Annotated in this window: 17 protein-coding genes; 11 read left to right on the top strand and 6 right to left on the bottom strand. The window is 70.8% G+C overall.

Translation table 11 applies throughout. The features are described 5' to 3' along the window. The first annotated feature begins 55 nt into the window (after positions 1-55). From QSK20_RS14495 to QSK20_RS14510, 4 genes are all read left to right on the top strand, one after another. Positions 56-1,435: a metallopeptidase TldD-related protein gene (locus tag QSK20_RS14495; RefSeq protein WP_285789141.1), complete on the top strand. Its 1,380-nt coding sequence runs from the start codon at positions 56-58 to the stop codon at positions 1,433-1,435. Between the two features lie 301 nt (positions 1,436-1,736). Then, positions 1,737-2,543, top strand: coding sequence for a succinate dehydrogenase subunit SdhC (gene sdhC / locus QSK20_RS14500; protein WP_285789142.1), 807 nt, complete (start codon positions 1,737-1,739; stop codon positions 2,541-2,543). 15 nt (positions 2,544-2,558) lie between these two features. Further along, positions 2,559-4,484 carry a fumarate reductase/succinate dehydrogenase flavoprotein subunit gene (locus QSK20_RS14505; protein WP_285789143.1) on the top strand — a complete coding sequence of 642 codons (1,926 nt, stop codon included), beginning with the start codon at positions 2,559-2,561 and terminating at the stop codon, positions 4,482-4,484. Continuing rightward, the gene (locus QSK20_RS14510; protein WP_285789144.1) at positions 4,484-5,539 is read left to right on the top strand and encodes a succinate dehydrogenase/fumarate reductase iron-sulfur subunit; all 1,056 of its coding nucleotides are present in this window, start codon (positions 4,484-4,486) and stop codon (positions 5,537-5,539) included. The genes QSK20_RS14505 and QSK20_RS14510 overlap by 1 nt, the downstream gene beginning before the upstream one ends. A 198-nt stretch (positions 5,540-5,737) precedes the next feature. Here QSK20_RS14510 and QSK20_RS14515 read toward each other — a convergent pair whose 3' ends face one another. Then, positions 5,738-6,178 carry a (deoxy)nucleoside triphosphate pyrophosphohydrolase gene (locus QSK20_RS14515; protein ID WP_285789145.1) on the bottom strand — a complete coding sequence of 147 codons (441 nt, stop codon included), beginning with the start codon at positions 6,176-6,178 and terminating at the stop codon, positions 5,738-5,740. Positions 6,179-6,361: 183 nt separating this feature from the next. Between QSK20_RS14515 and QSK20_RS14520 the strand changes: the two genes are divergently transcribed. After that, positions 6,362-6,670, top strand: a complete 309-nt coding sequence (locus tag QSK20_RS14520; RefSeq protein WP_285789146.1) for a 4a-hydroxytetrahydrobiopterin dehydratase — start codon at positions 6,362-6,364, stop codon at positions 6,668-6,670. A gap of 27 nt (positions 6,671-6,697) precedes the next feature. Here the strand turns inward: QSK20_RS14520 and QSK20_RS14525 are convergent, their stop codons facing one another. Further along, positions 6,698-7,174, bottom strand: a complete 477-nt coding sequence (locus QSK20_RS14525) for a hypothetical protein (RefSeq protein ID WP_285789147.1) — start codon at positions 7,172-7,174, stop codon at positions 6,698-6,700. 109 nt (positions 7,175-7,283) lie between these two features. Between QSK20_RS14525 and QSK20_RS14530 the strand changes: the two genes are divergently transcribed. From QSK20_RS14530 to QSK20_RS14545, 4 genes are all read left to right on the top strand, one after another. Then, a complete protein-coding gene (locus QSK20_RS14530) occupies positions 7,284-8,459 on the top strand; it encodes a serine hydrolase domain-containing protein (protein ID WP_285789148.1) in 1,176 nt (391 codons plus the stop codon). A gap of 256 nt (positions 8,460-8,715) precedes the next feature. Further along, complete coding sequence (locus tag QSK20_RS14535) at positions 8,716-9,078, top strand: PH domain-containing protein (RefSeq protein ID WP_285789149.1); 363 nt, start codon at positions 8,716-8,718, stop codon at positions 9,076-9,078. A gap of 200 nt (positions 9,079-9,278) precedes the next feature. After that, entirely contained in the window at positions 9,279-10,013 is a 735-nt protein-coding gene (locus QSK20_RS14540) for a class I SAM-dependent methyltransferase (protein ID WP_285789150.1), read from the top strand. Positions 10,014-10,100: 87 nt separating this feature from the next. Continuing rightward, positions 10,101-10,820 (top strand): SanA/YdcF family protein, encoded by a 720-nt coding sequence (locus QSK20_RS14545; protein WP_285789151.1) that lies wholly within the window; start codon positions 10,101-10,103, stop codon positions 10,818-10,820. A gap of 149 nt (positions 10,821-10,969) precedes the next feature. Here QSK20_RS14545 and QSK20_RS14550 read toward each other — a convergent pair whose 3' ends face one another. The 3 genes from QSK20_RS14550 to QSK20_RS14560 all read right to left on the bottom strand — a co-directional run bounded on the left by QSK20_RS14550 (position 10,970) and on the right by QSK20_RS14560 (position 12,366). Next, positions 10,970-11,647 (bottom strand): class I SAM-dependent methyltransferase, encoded by a 678-nt coding sequence (locus QSK20_RS14550; RefSeq protein ID WP_285789152.1) that lies wholly within the window; start codon positions 11,645-11,647, stop codon positions 10,970-10,972. A gap of 102 nt (positions 11,648-11,749) precedes the next feature. Continuing rightward, positions 11,750-12,010, bottom strand: a complete 261-nt coding sequence (locus tag QSK20_RS14555) for a hypothetical protein (RefSeq protein ID WP_088982177.1) — start codon at positions 12,008-12,010, stop codon at positions 11,750-11,752. Beyond that, positions 12,007-12,366, bottom strand: coding sequence for a DivIVA domain-containing protein (locus QSK20_RS14560; RefSeq protein WP_285789153.1), 360 nt, complete (start codon positions 12,364-12,366; stop codon positions 12,007-12,009). Before QSK20_RS14560 ends, QSK20_RS14555 begins: the two co-directional genes overlap by 4 nt. 310 nt (positions 12,367-12,676) lie before the next feature. Here QSK20_RS14560 and QSK20_RS14565 point away from each other — a divergent pair, with 310 nt between their 5' ends. Both QSK20_RS14565 and QSK20_RS14570 read left to right on the top strand, forming a co-directional pair. Further along, positions 12,677-13,084: a GntR family transcriptional regulator gene (locus tag QSK20_RS14565; RefSeq protein ID WP_285789154.1), complete on the top strand. Its 408-nt coding sequence runs from the start codon at positions 12,677-12,679 to the stop codon at positions 13,082-13,084. A gap of 103 nt (positions 13,085-13,187) precedes the next feature. Next, complete coding sequence (locus QSK20_RS14570) at positions 13,188-13,718, top strand: hypothetical protein (protein WP_285789155.1); 531 nt, start codon at positions 13,188-13,190, stop codon at positions 13,716-13,718. A 671-nt stretch (positions 13,719-14,389) separates the two neighbouring features. Here the strand turns inward: QSK20_RS14570 and QSK20_RS14575 are convergent. Next, complete coding sequence (locus QSK20_RS14575; protein ID WP_285789156.1) at positions 14,390-15,043, bottom strand: M15 family metallopeptidase; 654 nt, start codon at positions 15,041-15,043, stop codon at positions 14,390-14,392. Positions 15,044-15,131 lie beyond the last annotated feature (88 nt).

The following is a 15,131-nucleotide window of genomic DNA, read 5'->3' on the forward strand; positions in this document are numbered from 1 at the left end:
GGAATGAGCGAGCGCAGCGAGCGAGTCCCGCAGTCGCGAACGAAAGGGCCGCAGCATGAGGACGAACGAGGAGATCGCCGGGCAGGTGGTGGAGCTGGTGGGCCGGCTCGCCGGGGCGAATGCCCAGGCCGAGGTGACGGTGACCCGGTCGGACGCGGCGCTGACCCGGTTCGCCAACTCGTTCATCCACCAGAACGTCGCCGAGTCGACGGTGTCGATCCGGCTGCGGCTGCACGCCGACGGGCGTACGGCCACCGGCAGCGGCAGCCTGGCCAGCCCGGACGGGCTCCGTGAGCTGGTCGAACGGACCCTGGTCGCGGCCCGGCTCGGCCCGCCCGACCCGGGCTGGCCGGGGCTGGCCCCGCCCGCCCCGGCACCGGCCGCCCCGGCACCCGACGAGGCGACCGCCCAGGCCGAGCCCGACGAACGGGCCGCCCGGGTGCGCGCCTTCGTCGACGCGGCCGGTGGGCTGGAGACGGCCGGCTACTGCCGCACCTCCCACCATGCCGCCGCGTTCGCCAACACCGCCGGGCACACCGCGTCGGGGCGGATGGCCGAGGCCGCCATGGACGGCATCGCGCGGACCGGCGGGGTCGACGGCGTGGCCCGGCTCGCCGCCGACCGCCTCGCCGACCTGGACGGCGCGCTCCTCGGGGCCCGGGCGGCGGCGAAGGCCCGCTCCGGCGTCGACCCGGTCGAGTTGCCGCCGGGGCGGTACGAGGTGGTCTTCGAGCCGGCCGCCGTCACCGACCTGCTGTCGAACCTCGCCATGTACGGCTTCAACGGCAAGGCGTACGCCGAACGGAAGTCCTTCGCCGAGCCGGGCGCGGCCCAGTTCGACCGGGCGGTGTCCCTGGTCGACGATCCGCTCGCCGCCTCCGGGCTGCCGGTGGACACCGAGGGCACCGCCCGTCGCGCGCTGCCCCTGGTGACCGCCGGCACCACCGACGCGGTGGTGCACGACCGGCGTACGGCCGCCGCCACCGGGGCCACCTCGACCGGGCACGGGTCCCTCGAATCGCCCACCTTCGGCCCGTTCCCGCACACCGTCCGGCTGCTGCCCGCCGGAGGGCCGGCACCGACGGGAACGGTGGCCGGGCCGGTGGTCGACCCGGACACCGCCGCCCTGGTGGCGGGCGTCGGGCGGGGGCTGCTGGTCAGCGACCTCTGGTACACGCGGGTGCTCGACCCGAAGGCACTCACGGTGACCGGGCTGACCCGCAACGGGGTCTGGCTCATCGAGGACGGCATGGTCACCCGCGCGGTCCGGGACCTGCGCTTCACCCAGGCGTACCCCAGGGCGCTGGCGCCCGGGGCGGTGCTCGGGACGGGCCGGGTCGCGCTCCGCCAGCCGGACCGGACCGCCGGCGCCTGGTGGAGCGCGCCTCCGCTGCGCCTTGCCGAGTGGAACTTCACGGGTGGCGCCTCCGGGTGAGCTGCACCGGGTCCTGGATCGTTGATCCCATGGGCCCGGATCCTCCCCCGACGTGAGGTTCTTAACATCGGACTGCGATCGGAGCGCCACAGCTTTCCAACCGGCCGCGTACAAGCGACACTCCCAGCGCGAACGGCTCGTACCGGGCGGCGTAACGTGTGTCACTTAGCTGCGTCGGTACGCCCCGGCGTGGTGGTGGGTGTGCGCAGGGGGACGTGGCTGCGAGGGGCGGTGCGCCGGCCCGCGTGCCCGGCCGGAACCGATCCGTGCCCGCGAGGGCCCCGTCAGGGAGACAACTGGAATGACTTCAACGGCAACGAGGCCGCGGGGTGCGCGAGCGCGCGCCGCCATCGCGGCGAAGACGTTGCGTACCGACCGCTGGTGGTTGGCGCCGCTGATCACGGTCATCGGCCTCGGCGCGTGGGTCACGTACGCGACGGTCCGGGTCTTCATGCACAAGTGGTACTGGGTCGAGGACTACCACTACCTGACCCCGTTCTACTCGCCGTGTGTGACCGACCGGTGCGTCACGGAGGCATCGCACTTCGGGCAGTTCCTGCCCGGCTGGTGGATCATCCCGGACGCCGCGATGACCCTGCCGTTCCTGCTGCTGTTCCGGTTGACCTGCTACTACTACCGCAAGGCGTACTACCGGTCGTTCTGGCTCTCGCCGCCGGCCTGCGCGGTGCCGGACGGGCACAAGACCTACTCGGGCGAGACCCGCTTCCCGCTGCTCGGTCAGAACCTGCACCGGTACGCCTTCTACGCCGCCGCGATCATCTCCCTGATCAACACCTGGGACGCGATCCTCGCCTTCCACTCGCCGGAGGGCTTCGGCTTCGGGCTCGGCAACGTGATCCTGCTGGTCAACGTGATCATGCTGTGGGCGTACACGATCTCCTGCCACTCCTGCCGGCACATCATCGGTGGGCGGCTGAAGCACTTCTCCAAGAACCCGCTGCGCTACCGCGCGTGGACGGGCGTGTCGTGGCTGAACGTCCGCCACATGCAGCTCGCCTGGATCACCCTCGGCACCCTCGCGCTGACCGACTTCTACGTGATGGCGCTGGCCGCCGGCTGGTTCAGCGACCTGCGGTTCATCAACTAAAGGGCCCGGACACAGATGACTACGCGAATCGAACGACACCACTACGACGTCGTCGTGATCGGGGCCGGTGGCGCCGGCCTGCGCGCGGCGATCGAGGCCCGCCTGGCCGGCAAGAAGACCGCGATCATCTCGAAGTCGCTCTTCGGCAAGGCGCACACGGTCATGGCCGAGGGCGGGGCCGCCGCCGCGATGGGGAACGTGAACAGCCGGGACAACTGGCAGGTGCACTTCCGCGACACCATGCGCGGCGGCAAGTTCCTGAACAACTTCCGGATGGCCGAGCTGCACGCGAAGGAGTCGCCGCAGCGGATCTGGGAGCTGGAGACCTACGGCGCGCTCTTCGACCGCACCAAGGACGGCAAGATCTCTCAGCGCAACTTCGGCGGGCACGAGTACCCCCGGTTGGCGCACGTCGGTGACCGGACCGGCCTGGAGCTGATCCGCACGCTCCAGCAGAAGATCGTCTCCCTCCAGCAGGAGGACAAGAAGGAGTTCGGCAGCTACGACGCGCGGATCAAGGTCTTCGCGGAGACCACGATCACCGAGCTGCTGCTCGACGGCGACCGCGTCGCCGGAGCCTTCGGCTACTACCGGGAGTCCGGCGAGTTCGTCCTCTTCGAGGCCCCGGCCGTGGTGCTCGCCACCGGCGGCGTCGGCCGGTCGTACAAGGTCACCTCGAACTCCTGGGAGTACACCGGGGACGGCCACGCGCTGGCGCTGCGCGCCGGGGCGACGCTGATCAACATGGAGTTCCTCCAGTTCCACCCGACCGGCATGGTCTGGCCGGTCTCGGTGAAGGGCATCCTGGTCACCGAGTCGGTCCGGGGTGACGGCGGCGTCCTCAAGAACTCCGAGGGCAAGCGGTTCATGTTCGACTACGTGCCGGACGTGTTCCGCAAGCAGTACGCGGACAACGAGGCCGAGGCGGACCGCTGGTACAAGGACCCGGACAACAACCGGCGTCCGCCGGAGCTGCTCCCCCGGGACGAGGTCGCCCGCGCGATCAACAGCGAGGTCAAGGCCGGCCGGGGTACGCCGGCCGGCGGCGTCTACCTGGACATCGCCTCCCGGCTGCCGGCCGAGGAGATCCGCCGCCGCCTCCCGTCGATGTACCACCAGTTCAAGGAGCTGGCCGACGTCGACATCACCAAGGAGCCGATGGAGGTCGGGCCGACCTGTCACTACGTGATGGGTGGCGTGGAGGTCGACCCGGACAGCGGGGCCGCGTCCGGCAACGTGCGGGGGCTGTTCGCCGCGGGCGAGGTCTCCGGCGGCATGCACGGCTCCAACCGGCTCGGCGGTAACTCCCTCTCCGACCTGCTGGTCTTCGGTAAGCGGGCGGGCGGGCACGCGGCGACCTACGCCGACCAGCTCCCCTCCCGCCCCAAGGTGTCGGTGGACGCGGTCGAGGCCGCGGTGGAGACCGCGCTCGCTCCGCTCCAGCGGGACACCGGCGAGAACCCGTACGCCCTCCAGCAGGACCTCCAGGCGGTGATGGGCGACCTGGTCGGCATCATCCGGCGGGAGGGTGAGCTGGCCGACGCGCTGGTCCGCCTCGCCGAGCTGCGCGAGCGGGTGGCCAAGGTCAGCGCGGCGGGTGGCCGGCGCTACAACCCGGGCTGGCACCTGGCCCTGGACCTGCGCAACATGCTGGTCGTCTCGGAGTGCACCGCGAAGGCCGCCCTGGAGCGGCAGGAGTCGCGGGGCGGCCACACCCGGGAGGACTTCCCGAAGATGGACCCGACGTGGCGCCGGGTGAACCTGGTCTGCTCGCTCGACGGCGACGCCGTGCGCCTGGAGCACAAGCCGCTGCCGAAGATGCGCGCCGAGCTGATCAGCCTCTTCGACCGGGCGGAGCTGGCGAAGTACCTGACCGACGAGGAGCTGGCCGACTTCGACGCCCTCGTCGCCGACGCCGAGGCCGAGGAGGCGGGCAAGTAATGGGCACCAAGCGCCAATTCCGGATCTGGCGGGGTGACGAGGACGGCGGTGACCTCCAGGACTACACCATCGAGGTCAACGAGGGTGAGGTCGTCCTCGACGTCATCCACCGCCTCCAGGCCACCGACGCGCCGGACCTGGCCTGCCGGTGGAACTGCAAGGCCGGCAAGTGCGGGTCCTGCTCGATGGAGATCAACGGCAAGCCGCGGCTGGGCTGCATGACCCGGATGTCGACGTTCGAGGAGAACGAGACCGTCACGGTCACCCCGCTGCGGACCTTCCCGGTGATCCGGGACCTGGTCACCGACGTCTCGTTCAACTACGAGAAGGCGCGGGAGACCCCCGCGTTCGCCCCGCCGGAGGACCAGGCCCCGGGCGACTACCGGATGAAGCAGGTCGACGTCGAGCGGTCGCAGGAGTTCCGGAAGTGCATCGAGTGCTTCCTGTGCCAGACGGTCTGCCACGTGATCCGGGACCACGAGGAGAACAAGCAGGCCTTCTCCGGTCCGCGCTACTTCATCCGGGCCGCCGAGTTGGACATGCACCCGCTCGACACCAGGACCGACCGCAAGGAGTACGCGCAGGCCGAACAGGGCCTCGGCTTCTGCAACATCACCAAGTGCTGCACCGAGGTGTGCCCCGAGCACATCAAGATCACCGACAACGGGATCATCCCGATGAAGGAGCGGGTGGTCGACCGCAAGTATGATCCCCTCGTGTGGCTTGGTAGCAAGATCTTCCGTCGGGGTCAGAACGAGCAGGTCAAGGCCGGTGCTCAGCCGCAGGTCGGCGTGCACCACGGCCTGCACTCGCACGCGGGCGGGTCGCACGACCCGGCCGCCGAGGCACAGGCGCAGCGCGGGCTCAACTGGAACCGCGAGGTGCCGCACCCGACCGCCCCGGCCGTCGACGAGAACGGTCGGCTGCCGCTGAGCGAACTCACCTTCGACCGGCCGGCCGCGCCGTCGCCCTTCGGTGACGACGTGACGTTCCCGCTCCCCACCGAGCACCTGAACTACGCGCACCCGGAGCAGGACGAGAAGAAGAAGCACTGAGCGACACAGCAAACGGCAACGGGGGTCGTGCGGCGCAAGCCGCACGACCCCCGTTTCGCTTCCACCGGCGTCCCGCCGCGTTTGGTTGGTAGGAGGGGTCCCCTGTTACCGCTTTTTGCCGAGCAGGGGACCCCTGCAACCACACCCGGCGACCGCGCAGCCCTGTGGGGTGGCGGCGGGCGAGGGCGGGGTGCGTGGTCAGCGACGGGCGAGGAGAGGACGGAGAGCGGCCACGATGGGGACGTCCGCAGGAAGCCAGTCGACCGTGTCGAGTTCGTCGGCGGAGAGCCACCGCATCTCGGCGTGCTCCAGTGCCCGGGGCTGGTCGTCGCCGAGCAGCCGGGCCGCGTACACCCGGAGCACCGCGCGGCCGTGCGCCATCCGGACGTCCCGTCCGACCCGGTCGCCGACCTCGACGCGTACGGCGAGTTCCTCGGCGCACTCGCGGGCCAGGGCGGCGGTCTCGCTCTCCCCCGGTTCGACCTTGCCGCCCGGGAACTCCCACCGGCCGGCGACCTCCGGCGGGGCGGACCGGGCACAGGCCAGCACCCGCCCGTCGGCGACGATGGCCGCACCCACGACCACCTTCACGTCCCGGCGTTCGGCCTGCCCGTCACCACTAATCCGTTCGGTCCGCACGGCTGACCAGCGTGCCAGATCAATCGGCGGTTTGGGTACCGTCGTCAACCGCTAGGCCAGGAAGACAGGGAAGTGTGGGCGTGGACACACCCCCCGCATGACGACAGACTAGGAAACACCAACGGGACACAGGATGGCGACGATTTGGCCACGAGCCGGCAACGACGCCTGGGAGGTGCGGTAATGCGCGCGCTGTTCCGCAGCCGAACCAAGCGCGACTACCTCAGCGACGCCCTCGCCCTGCTCTCCGGGTGGACCCGTGAAGGGGAGCAGATCCGGCGCACGCTGCTGATCGACGACTCCCAGCATGCGGCGCTGACCGAACGTGTCAAGGTCGTCGCAGATGCGCTACACCTGCGCCCCGAGATCAGCCGCTCGGCCGACCGTACCCTGATCCGGGTCGGGCACGGCGACGACGAGCCGCTCAGCGAGGGCGAGGTCCTGCTGGCCGCGCGGATCGAGGACGCGTACCGCGCCGTCACCGGTTCCTGAGCGCCCCGTCCAGGGCCCCGGGGCCCGTCAGGCGGGTGGCTTGGGCGGTACGACGTTGCGGAACCGCTCGTGCGCCGACTGCCGGCTGATGCCGAGCGCGTTGCCGATCTCGGCCCAGGACAGCCCGGCCTCCCGGGCCGCCACCACGGCGCGTTCGATCAGCGGCCGTTGCCACCGTTCCACCTCGGCCAGGATGCCGAGCGCCTGCAACGGCCAGGTGGAGGCCAGTTCGGCGACGTTGTCCCGGAGGGTGTCGGAGCGGCCCAGCAGCCAGCCGGGCGGAGTGGCGGCCAGGATCGGCCCGATGTGGCCGCTCCATTCGGAGGTGGCCATCCAGCGTCCCTCGTCGGCGGCCGGATAGTCGCTGGTGCCGACCCAACCGCAACTGCACCGGGCCCGGTAGCCGACGGGGCCGGCCGGCGGGTCGGAGTCGGTGCTCAGCGTCCCGTCCGGCAGCCGGAACCCGATGAGGTTCGCGTGCCCCGGAACCGTGTCCTCCGCCATCCCGCAAGCATAGGCCCGTCAGGACTCCCTGACGACGTATGTCAGGATACCCTGACAACAATGCTCGGGCTGGTCGTCGTCCCGGCCCGACACTGCGAGAGGAGAGCGCATGTCCGTGGTCAGTGGCACCGTGGCCGAGGGTTACGAGCCGGTCCGGGAGGCGTTCCAGGCGAACTTCGCGACGCGGTCCGAGATCGGCGCGGCCGTCAGCGTCTACCGGCACGGCCAGGAGGTGGTTCGGCTCTGGGGCGGCACCGCCGACCCGGACACCGGCCGCCCCTGGCGGGAGGAGACCCTCCAGGTGGTCTACTCGACCACCAAGAGCGTGCCCGCCGCCTGCGCACACCTGCTGGCCCAGCGCGGGCAGCTCGACCTGGACGCGCCCGTCGCCGAGTACTGGCCGGAGTTCGCGGCGGCCGGCAAGGGCGACATCCCGGTCCGCTGGCTCCTGTCCCACCAGGCGGGGTTGCCGGTACTCGACCGCCCGGTTCCGCTGGCTGCGGCGCTGACCTGGGACCCGGTCGTCGCCGCGCTGGCCGCCCAGGCACCCGCCTGGCAGCCGGGCACGGCACACGGCTATCACGGGCTCACCTTCGGCTGGCTGGTCGGCGAGGTGGTACGACGCGTCTCCGGCCGTAGCCTCGGCACGTACTTCGCCGACGAGATCGCCGAACCGCTCGGCCTGGACTTCTGGATCGGCCTGCCCGCCGCCGAGGCACACCGCGTCAGCCGGCTCGTCGAGCAGCCGGTCGCCCCGCCCACTCCCACCCGGGAGGTGCCGGAGGCGCTGCGGGAAGCGCTCGCCGCGTACACCGACCCGACGTCGTTGGTGGTCCGGTCGACGATGGTGACCGACCCGCCGCTCGACCTCGCCGACCCACGGACCTGGGCGGCGGAGATCCCCGCGGTCAACGGCATCTGCACCGCCTCGTCGCTGGCGCGCTTCTACGCGGGCCTGATCGGCGAGGTCGACGGCATCCGGATCCTCGACGCGACCACCCTCGCCGCCGCCACCCGCGAGCAGGCCAGCGGAACCGACCGGGTCCTGATGGCGCCGACCCGGCCGGCGCTCGGCTTCGGCCTGCCGCTGCCGGAACAACCCTGGTGGTCGCCCACCGCCTTCGGCTTTCCCGGCCACGGCGGCTCGCTCGGCTACGCCGATCCGGCCAGCGGCGTGGCCTTCGGGTACGTGATGAACGGGCTCCGCGTCTCGATGGACCCGGATCCCCGCACGAGCAGCCTGATCAAGGCGGTCCGGACGGTCGTGTACCGCCAACCGGCCTAGCGGGTCGGAGAGATTACCGAGCGACAAGTGTTTGCCCCGAAGCCCCCACGGGTACCTAAAGCAGCACGGGCCGGACAAGCCCGGCATCCGCCCCGGGACGACCCGTACCAGCCGCTGACCCCCTCGGCGGCGTAGGGCCCCGCCGGCCGACACACTTCCCCCTGGTCGACCGGCGGGGCCCCAACACGCCCTCCGGCACCTCGACGGGCGCCTGCGCCCGTGGGCGGGTTGGCACGCCCCACCTACCGTGGGAATCATGGCGAACGCGACGTACGACCGGAAAGAGCAGTACAACCAGATCTCCAGCGGCCTGCTCCAGGGCGAGCAGATCATCGCCGTCTACGACGCCATCGGCACCGGCACCGGCTTCATCGGCCTCACCGACCGACGCGTGATCATCCAGGACCAGTCCTTCATCGGCAAGAAGTTCGCGATCACCAGCATCCCGTACTCGAAGATCACCAGCGTCAGCGTGGTCAGTAACAAGTCGTGGGGCGGGCAGTTCTTCTCCACCGGGGCGATCGCGATCCACGTCGGCACGCACACGTACGAGGTCGAGTTCCGTGGCTCGGACAAGGCCCACCACGTGCACAACGTGATCCTGCACTACATCAGCTGAGACAAATGGGTTGCCGGGTGGTGCCGGCACCGGTTGGCTGGAGGAACGCCAGACGAAGGGAGACGATCATGAGGTGCACGACGAGGTCCGTCCCGGTAGGAACCAGCCGACCCACGGAATCGAGGCTTCGTGCGTACCCGCACTCCCGCAGTTCCGGCGCCGCCGCGCGCCACTGACCGCACCACCCCGGGAGGTCGCTGATGTCGATCTTCGACGATCCCGGGCTGTTCGGCCGGCTCTGGGCCGACACCTACGACGGCCCCGGCGGCAACCCGGACCCGGCCCCGGCCGTCGACTTCCTCGCCGACCTGGCCGACGGCGGCCCGGTCCTCGAACTCGCCATCGGCACCGGTCGGGTCGCCCTGCCGCTGACCGAGCGGGGCATACCCGTCGAGGGCGTCGAGGCGTCCCCGGAGATGGTGGCGAAGATGCGCGCCAAGCCCGGCGGTGACCGCATCCCGGTCGCCATCGGGGACATGGCGGACGTGCCGGTGACCGGTCCGTACCGGCTGGCGTACCTGGTGTTCAACACGCTGTTCAACCTGGTGCGCGCCGAACGGCAGGCGGACTGCTTCCGCAACGTCGCCCGTACCCTCGCGCCGGGCGGGGCGTTCGTCATCGAGGCGTTCGTGCCGGACCCGGCCGACTTCGACCGGGACGAACAGGTCCAGATGCGGGAGGTGACCGAGGACTCGGCCACCATCCGACTGCACCAGTACGACCGGGCAGCGCAGACGTTCGTCCGGCAGACCATCCGGTTCGACGGTACGGGCGTCCACCTGCATCCGTTCGCGATGCGCTACCTGTGGCCGCAGCAGATCGACGCACTCGCGGAGCAGGCCGGTCTCCGGCTCGCCGAGCGGTACGCCGGCTGGGACCGTACGCCCTTCGGGCCGGACAGCCGCTCGCACATCTCCGTCTACCGCAAGCCGTAGTCACGGGCAGCACGGCGGCCGGGGCGGGTTCCCACCCCGGCCGCCGGCAGGATCTGGACCGTGCCGGGGCCTGGAATACTTCTCGGTATGCGGGGACGGCTCGGTGGCACGGCAGCGAGATTGCGGGCGACGGTCAAGGCAGTGCCGCGTTGGTTGCGGTGGGCCGTCCTGGTGGCCGTCGTCGGCGCGGCCCTGTTGACGGCCGGCACGGTCGCCAGCGTGACGTGGGTCCGGGGCGGTGCCGACGGACGTATCTTCACCGCCGAGGACGTCCCTGAGGCCCCGGTGGCTTTGGTGCTCGGCACCAAGGTCTACCCGGACGGGACGCCGTCGCCGTTCCTCGCGGGTCGGTTGGAGATCGCCCGTACCCTGCTCAACTCCGGCAAGGTCGGCGCGATCCTGGTCTCCGGCGACAACATGAACCACGACTACAACGAGCCGGAGGCGATGCGCCGCTGGCTGACAGACCGGGGCGTACCGGCTGACAAGGTGGTGCTCGACCACGCCGGCTTCGACACGTACGACTCGTGTGCCCGCGCCAAGCGGATCTTCGGAGTGGACCGGGCGACCGTGGTGACGCAGACCTTCCACCTGCCCCGCGCGGTGACCGTCTGCCGGCATCTCGGCGTCGACGCCAACGGGGTGGGTGACGAGACCGCCAGGGCATACGACCGCACCTGGCGGATCAGCTCCAGCCGCGAGCACCTCGCCGCGGTGAAGGCCGCCCTGGACGTGCTCTCCGGCCGCGACCCGGCGCACCTCGGCCGCCGCGAGACCGGCGTCGACGACGCCCTGCTCGCCGGCTGAGACGGCGGCCGGGTGCGGCGTCCCGGTGCGGGGGGGTCGCGCCGCGCTGCGGACGGGCCGGGGCTGCCGGGGTGACAGGTAGTTGCCGGGCGTCCTTTGGATCTGCCCCGGCAATGCGGGCAGAGCTGGGGCCGCAGCTACGGCCACGGCTACCGCTGCGGCTGCGGCTGCGCGATCCCGGAGTCGGTCCTGCGGACCAGCATGTACCCGTACGCGGGCTCCGGACTTTCCGGTGGGGTGCTGCCCTGGAAGACCGGCGCGAACCCGGCGGCGGCGAACCGCTCCGTCATCTCCCGGGCCGAGAGCCAGTACCGGTCGAAGTCGATGCCGAGGCTCTCGACGACACCACCGGGAGGGTTACGGCGCACGGTGCCGTCGCCGTGCTTGAAGGCCGTCACCAGGTAGCCGCCCGGCTGCACCACCCGGGCGAGTTCGGCGAAGGCGGGGACCCTGGCGTCCGGTGCCAGGTAGATCAGCGAGAACCAGCACACCACCCCGGCCAGCGACGCGTCCTCGAACGGCAGCTCGCGCAGGTCGGCGACCTCGTACGCGAAGCCCGGGTTCTCCCGCTGTGCCACCTCGACCATTCCCGGCGAGAGATCCACGCCGCGGGGCGACAGCCCCCGGCCCGCGAGGTAGGGCAGCAGGCGTCCGGTGCCGCAGCCCACGTCCGCGACCTCCGCCCCCACGGCCAGGGTCATCTCGGCGAACATGTCGAGCACCGCCCGCTCGACCGGCATGCTCTCCAGCACCCCGACCAGCTTCGTGGCGTACCACTCCGAGAGCACGTCGTGCGCGTCCCGCAGCTCCCTGGTCCCCGCGTCCATCCCCGTCGCCCCTCCGTCGGCACCGTTTGCGACGGCGAACCTACCCCCGCTGCCGCCCCGCCCACCCCCGACACGCGGGGCGGGGCGCGCCCCTGCGTCGGGTTACCGGAGCAGCCGACGCGTGCAGGGGCCGTCGTGACCGGCCCGGAGCAGGCAGCGGTGCCCGCCGGGCAACCGGGTGTCGCAGAAGACCCGGTGGTGCACGCCCTGCTCGTCCTCGTACGACACGGTGGCCTCGCCCGGGTCGGTGCAGGGCAGGATGCTCGCCCACCGGGCCACCACCCGGGCCAGACGCACCGCGCCGGTCAGGTCGCCGGCCACCACCGGCAGGTGGATCACGAACCGTTCCCGGCCGCGCGTCACCGGTAAGCCCGCTCGTTGGCCCGGGGCGCGTACTCCGACTGCCAGCGCCGCAGCGCCTCCCTGATCCGGCTGGTCTCCTCGCGGCTCTGGTTCAGCCTGTCGTCCAGTTCGGCCAGGTCGTCGGCGACCCGGTCGAGGAACTCGCGCACGTCCGCCGGGTCCAGCCCACGCCGGAACAGCCCGGCGCTACGGAACCGCCGCCGCCGCACCTGCCAGGACCGCAGCGGCGCGTACGACCGGGACCGGTAGACACCCGGCTCCGCCGGACGTGCCGCTCCCCGGTCCCCGCCGCCCGGCCGGTGGCTGCCGCCGGTCGACCGCCGGTCGTCCCCGGCCCGCCGGGAGAAGAACCGCATGCCCGCTCCGCCTTTCTGTCGCTCTCCGTCATTAGGTGTGGAAGGGGCAGCCCACCCGCCCGCCGCGCACGGGCGGACCACCCCGCCCTGCCGCCGCAGCTCAAATCAGCAGTACGACACCAGGGCCGACCAGCAGCTCGACCGGCTGACGGCAGACCTGCGATCAAACCGTTCATGCCCGGACACGAGCCGTGATTGCGAGACTACAAACATCCGGACAAGCGCACAAGACTTGTGGGACAGGGGCATGTTTGTGTTCCAGACAGGGGCGCGTTCACACGTCCCCCTTAGGCAATAAGGCTTCAGGGGTATGAGGATCGATCCCCGCTCCCACACGCCGATCTACATCCAGCTCGCTGACCTGCTGCGCACGAAGATCGAATCTGGCGAGTTCGCACCGGGGGCAACGCTCCCCAGCGAGCTGCAACTCAGCCAGGAGCATGAGATCGGCAGGGAGAGCGTCCGGATGGCGGTGGCCCTCCTGCGGTCCGAGGGCCTACTGAGGACGAGCCGGGGTCGCGGCACCTGGGTGCGGGAAGCACCGCAGCGCGAACATGTCGAACTGACGCCCGGCAGCTCGGCAATCGCCCGGATGCCGTCGAACAACGAGCGACGCGAGATGGACCTGGATGAGGGCGTACCCGTTATCGAGATCCGGAGCGCGGACGGCGACGTGACGGTCCTGCCCGGCGACCAGACGGAGCTGGTCCGTCCCTGATCTGCCCTTCTCAAACCGACACCCCGCACCTGGTCACCGCGAAGAGGAAGCCGGGCCACGTTGCCGGCAAGGTCCTGCGATTGGCTCTGGATAGGGTGACGGGGTGTCGGCCGAACGGCGTCGGGTGTTGCGAGGCAGGTACCTGAAACTCGGCACGGGAGAGCTTGCCGCCGCAGCCTCGTTCGCCGTGGTCGCCGTCGCCCTCGTGATGCCCCGCCTCGCCGGCCCCGACGACTCCATGGCCCTGTGGTCGGCACTGGTTCCGCTGCTCGCGGTCCTGGCGCAGGCGGGGGTCTACTGGCTGGCGGCCCGTTCCTGGGTCGAGCGGGCACCGATGCCGGCCGCCTTCGCCGCCGTCTACCGGGTGTTCCGGATCGCCGACCCTGTTCTCCTGGGCGTCGGTCTGGCCGGAATCCTGGCATGGTGGCCCGAGGGGATCGGCACCGCCCTGCTGGTGGTGGCGGTGTGGGTCTTCGGGGTGGTGGAGTACCTCAACTACTTTGTCGTCCGCCTCGCCTACCCCTTGACTCGATGGTTCACCACGGTGGGCCAGTGGCGTACCCCTCGATTAGTGCAAGACCTGCGTACATCGGCACCGGCTTCGGGAGCGCGGAGTCACTCCGACCCGAACTGACCGACCCAAGGCCGTCCGCAGAGCGAAGTGCTCAGCAGTCGGGGCATGCCATGACCGGAGAGCAGGCTGGGTCCGGACATCGACGAGTCGCTGATCAAGATGCCCTGTGTGTGCGGGAGCAGGCCGTCAGGTCCGTCCCGTGTTGCGAGGGAGCACCCCGTATGCGCGGGGAACCGGCGCTGCGGTCGGCACCGGTCGGGACCTACCGGGGATCACCCCCGCGTGCGCGGGGAGCAGGGCTAGTGCCTCGCCACACAGCCTTGAACGGGCAAACCGGGCGGCGGCTCTTGGACTTGATCGCGAACCCGGAACTCGGTTGGCCAACTGCCACTGCCGCAGGTTGTGCGCCGCCCGGACGCCACGCCGGTCCCCGACGAGGTGCCTGCGGTGCTCGGCGCGGCTCGCCCGCCCCGACACCAACTGGGTGTCCGAGGCTTCGTGGCTGCCTGAGGTGTAATCCGCTCGGCGTGTCGTCTATCTGAGACGCCACAACTGCGTGCGGCCACGGATGCTGAAGCCGGTGCAGGTGCCGCCCGACCTGGTCCGGACCTTCGCCGTCCGGGTCGGTGTGCCCGCTGTCTACCCGTACCTGCGAGCAGAGCCACAGCTCGACGGAGGGACGCCGGCTGCCTGACGACCGCCAGGTAGCCGACGTCGGGACGCCCTGGGAGTCAACAGTTCGGCGCGCGCCAGAACTGGGTGGTCTTGTTGCCGACGTGGACGTGGTCGTCGTGGTCGGGGTAGCCCGGTCCGAGGATCTCCTTGAAGCCGCAGTAGCGGGCCATCCGCCACATCTCGCAGAGGCTCGGCCGGCTCGACGTACCGAGGTCGGCGGCTTTTCCGTACGTGTGCAGGCTGCCGCGCGCTCCCCCGACGCTGCTGTTGCAGGAGATGCTGCGGAACCCGGAGGAGATGACGATCGGCCGGTCGCCGAGCTTGTGCCGCAGGGCCTCCAGCTGCCACATGACCCGCAACAGGTTCTCCCGCACGGTGGCGGCGTCGACCGCCCCGCCGGAGAAACCGTTCTGCCCGCAACTGCCGTCGAATTCGGAATAGGCGAAGTGGATCGGCGTGCAGTCGTTGTCCTGGATGGAGTAGATCAGGTTGAAGACCGCCGGGCCGGCGGTTTCCGACGTGTCCTGCAGGTGGTAACCAGCCTTGAAGCGCTTGACGGCGGCCCCGGTGGCCGAGCCGAAAACGCCGTCGATCGCGAGGGTCTCGCCGTAGCCGACCCAGCCGGCGATACGGATCTGGAGCTGTTTCACGTCGTTTCCGGTGGCCCCCCGGCTGAGGGTACGGGTCCAGGTGAAGCACTTGGTGGTCATGCCAACTCCCGTGGTGAGGCGACAGGTCTCTCACCGCCGGCCCGGGATTCCACAAAAGCTCTGCCACGCGCGAATGCTTCTCATTTCC

This window comes from Micromonospora sp. NBRC 101691 (genome assembly GCF_030269285.1).
In the GTDB taxonomy this organism is placed as follows: domain Bacteria; phylum Actinomycetota; class Actinomycetes; order Mycobacteriales; family Micromonosporaceae; genus Micromonospora; species Micromonospora echinospora.

Excerpts from the sequence above, each read along its gene's own strand:
- QSK20_RS14495 (WP_285789141.1), top strand. The coding sequence starts at position 56 with ATGAGGACGAACGAGGAGATCGCCGGGCAGGTGGTGGAGCTGGTGGGC.
- sdhC (WP_285789142.1), top strand. The coding sequence starts at position 1,737 with ATGACTTCAACGGCAACGAGGCCGCGGGGTGCGCGAGCGCGCGCCGCC.
- QSK20_RS14505 (WP_285789143.1), top strand. The coding sequence starts at position 2,559 with ATGACTACGCGAATCGAACGACACCACTACGACGTCGTCGTGATCGGG.
- QSK20_RS14510 (WP_285789144.1), top strand. The coding sequence starts at position 4,484 with ATGGGCACCAAGCGCCAATTCCGGATCTGGCGGGGTGACGAGGACGGC.
- QSK20_RS14520 (WP_285789146.1), top strand. The coding sequence starts at position 6,362 with ATGCGCGCGCTGTTCCGCAGCCGAACCAAGCGCGACTACCTCAGCGAC.
- QSK20_RS14525 (WP_285789147.1), bottom strand. The coding sequence starts at position 7,174 with ATGGCGGAGGACACGGTTCCGGGGCACGCGAACCTCATCGGGTTCCGG.
- QSK20_RS14530 (WP_285789148.1), top strand. The coding sequence starts at position 7,284 with ATGTCCGTGGTCAGTGGCACCGTGGCCGAGGGTTACGAGCCGGTCCGG.
- QSK20_RS14535 (WP_285789149.1), top strand. The coding sequence starts at position 8,716 with ATGGCGAACGCGACGTACGACCGGAAAGAGCAGTACAACCAGATCTCC.
- QSK20_RS14540 (WP_285789150.1), top strand. The coding sequence starts at position 9,279 with ATGTCGATCTTCGACGATCCCGGGCTGTTCGGCCGGCTCTGGGCCGAC.
- QSK20_RS14545 (WP_285789151.1), top strand. The coding sequence starts at position 10,101 with ATGCGGGGACGGCTCGGTGGCACGGCAGCGAGATTGCGGGCGACGGTC.
- QSK20_RS14550 (WP_285789152.1), bottom strand. The coding sequence starts at position 11,647 with ATGGACGCGGGGACCAGGGAGCTGCGGGACGCGCACGACGTGCTCTCG.
- QSK20_RS14560 (WP_285789153.1), bottom strand. The coding sequence starts at position 12,366 with ATGCGGTTCTTCTCCCGGCGGGCCGGGGACGACCGGCGGTCGACCGGC.
- QSK20_RS14565 (WP_285789154.1), top strand. The coding sequence starts at position 12,677 with ATGAGGATCGATCCCCGCTCCCACACGCCGATCTACATCCAGCTCGCT.
- QSK20_RS14575 (WP_285789156.1), bottom strand. The coding sequence starts at position 15,043 with ATGACCACCAAGTGCTTCACCTGGACCCGTACCCTCAGCCGGGGGGCC.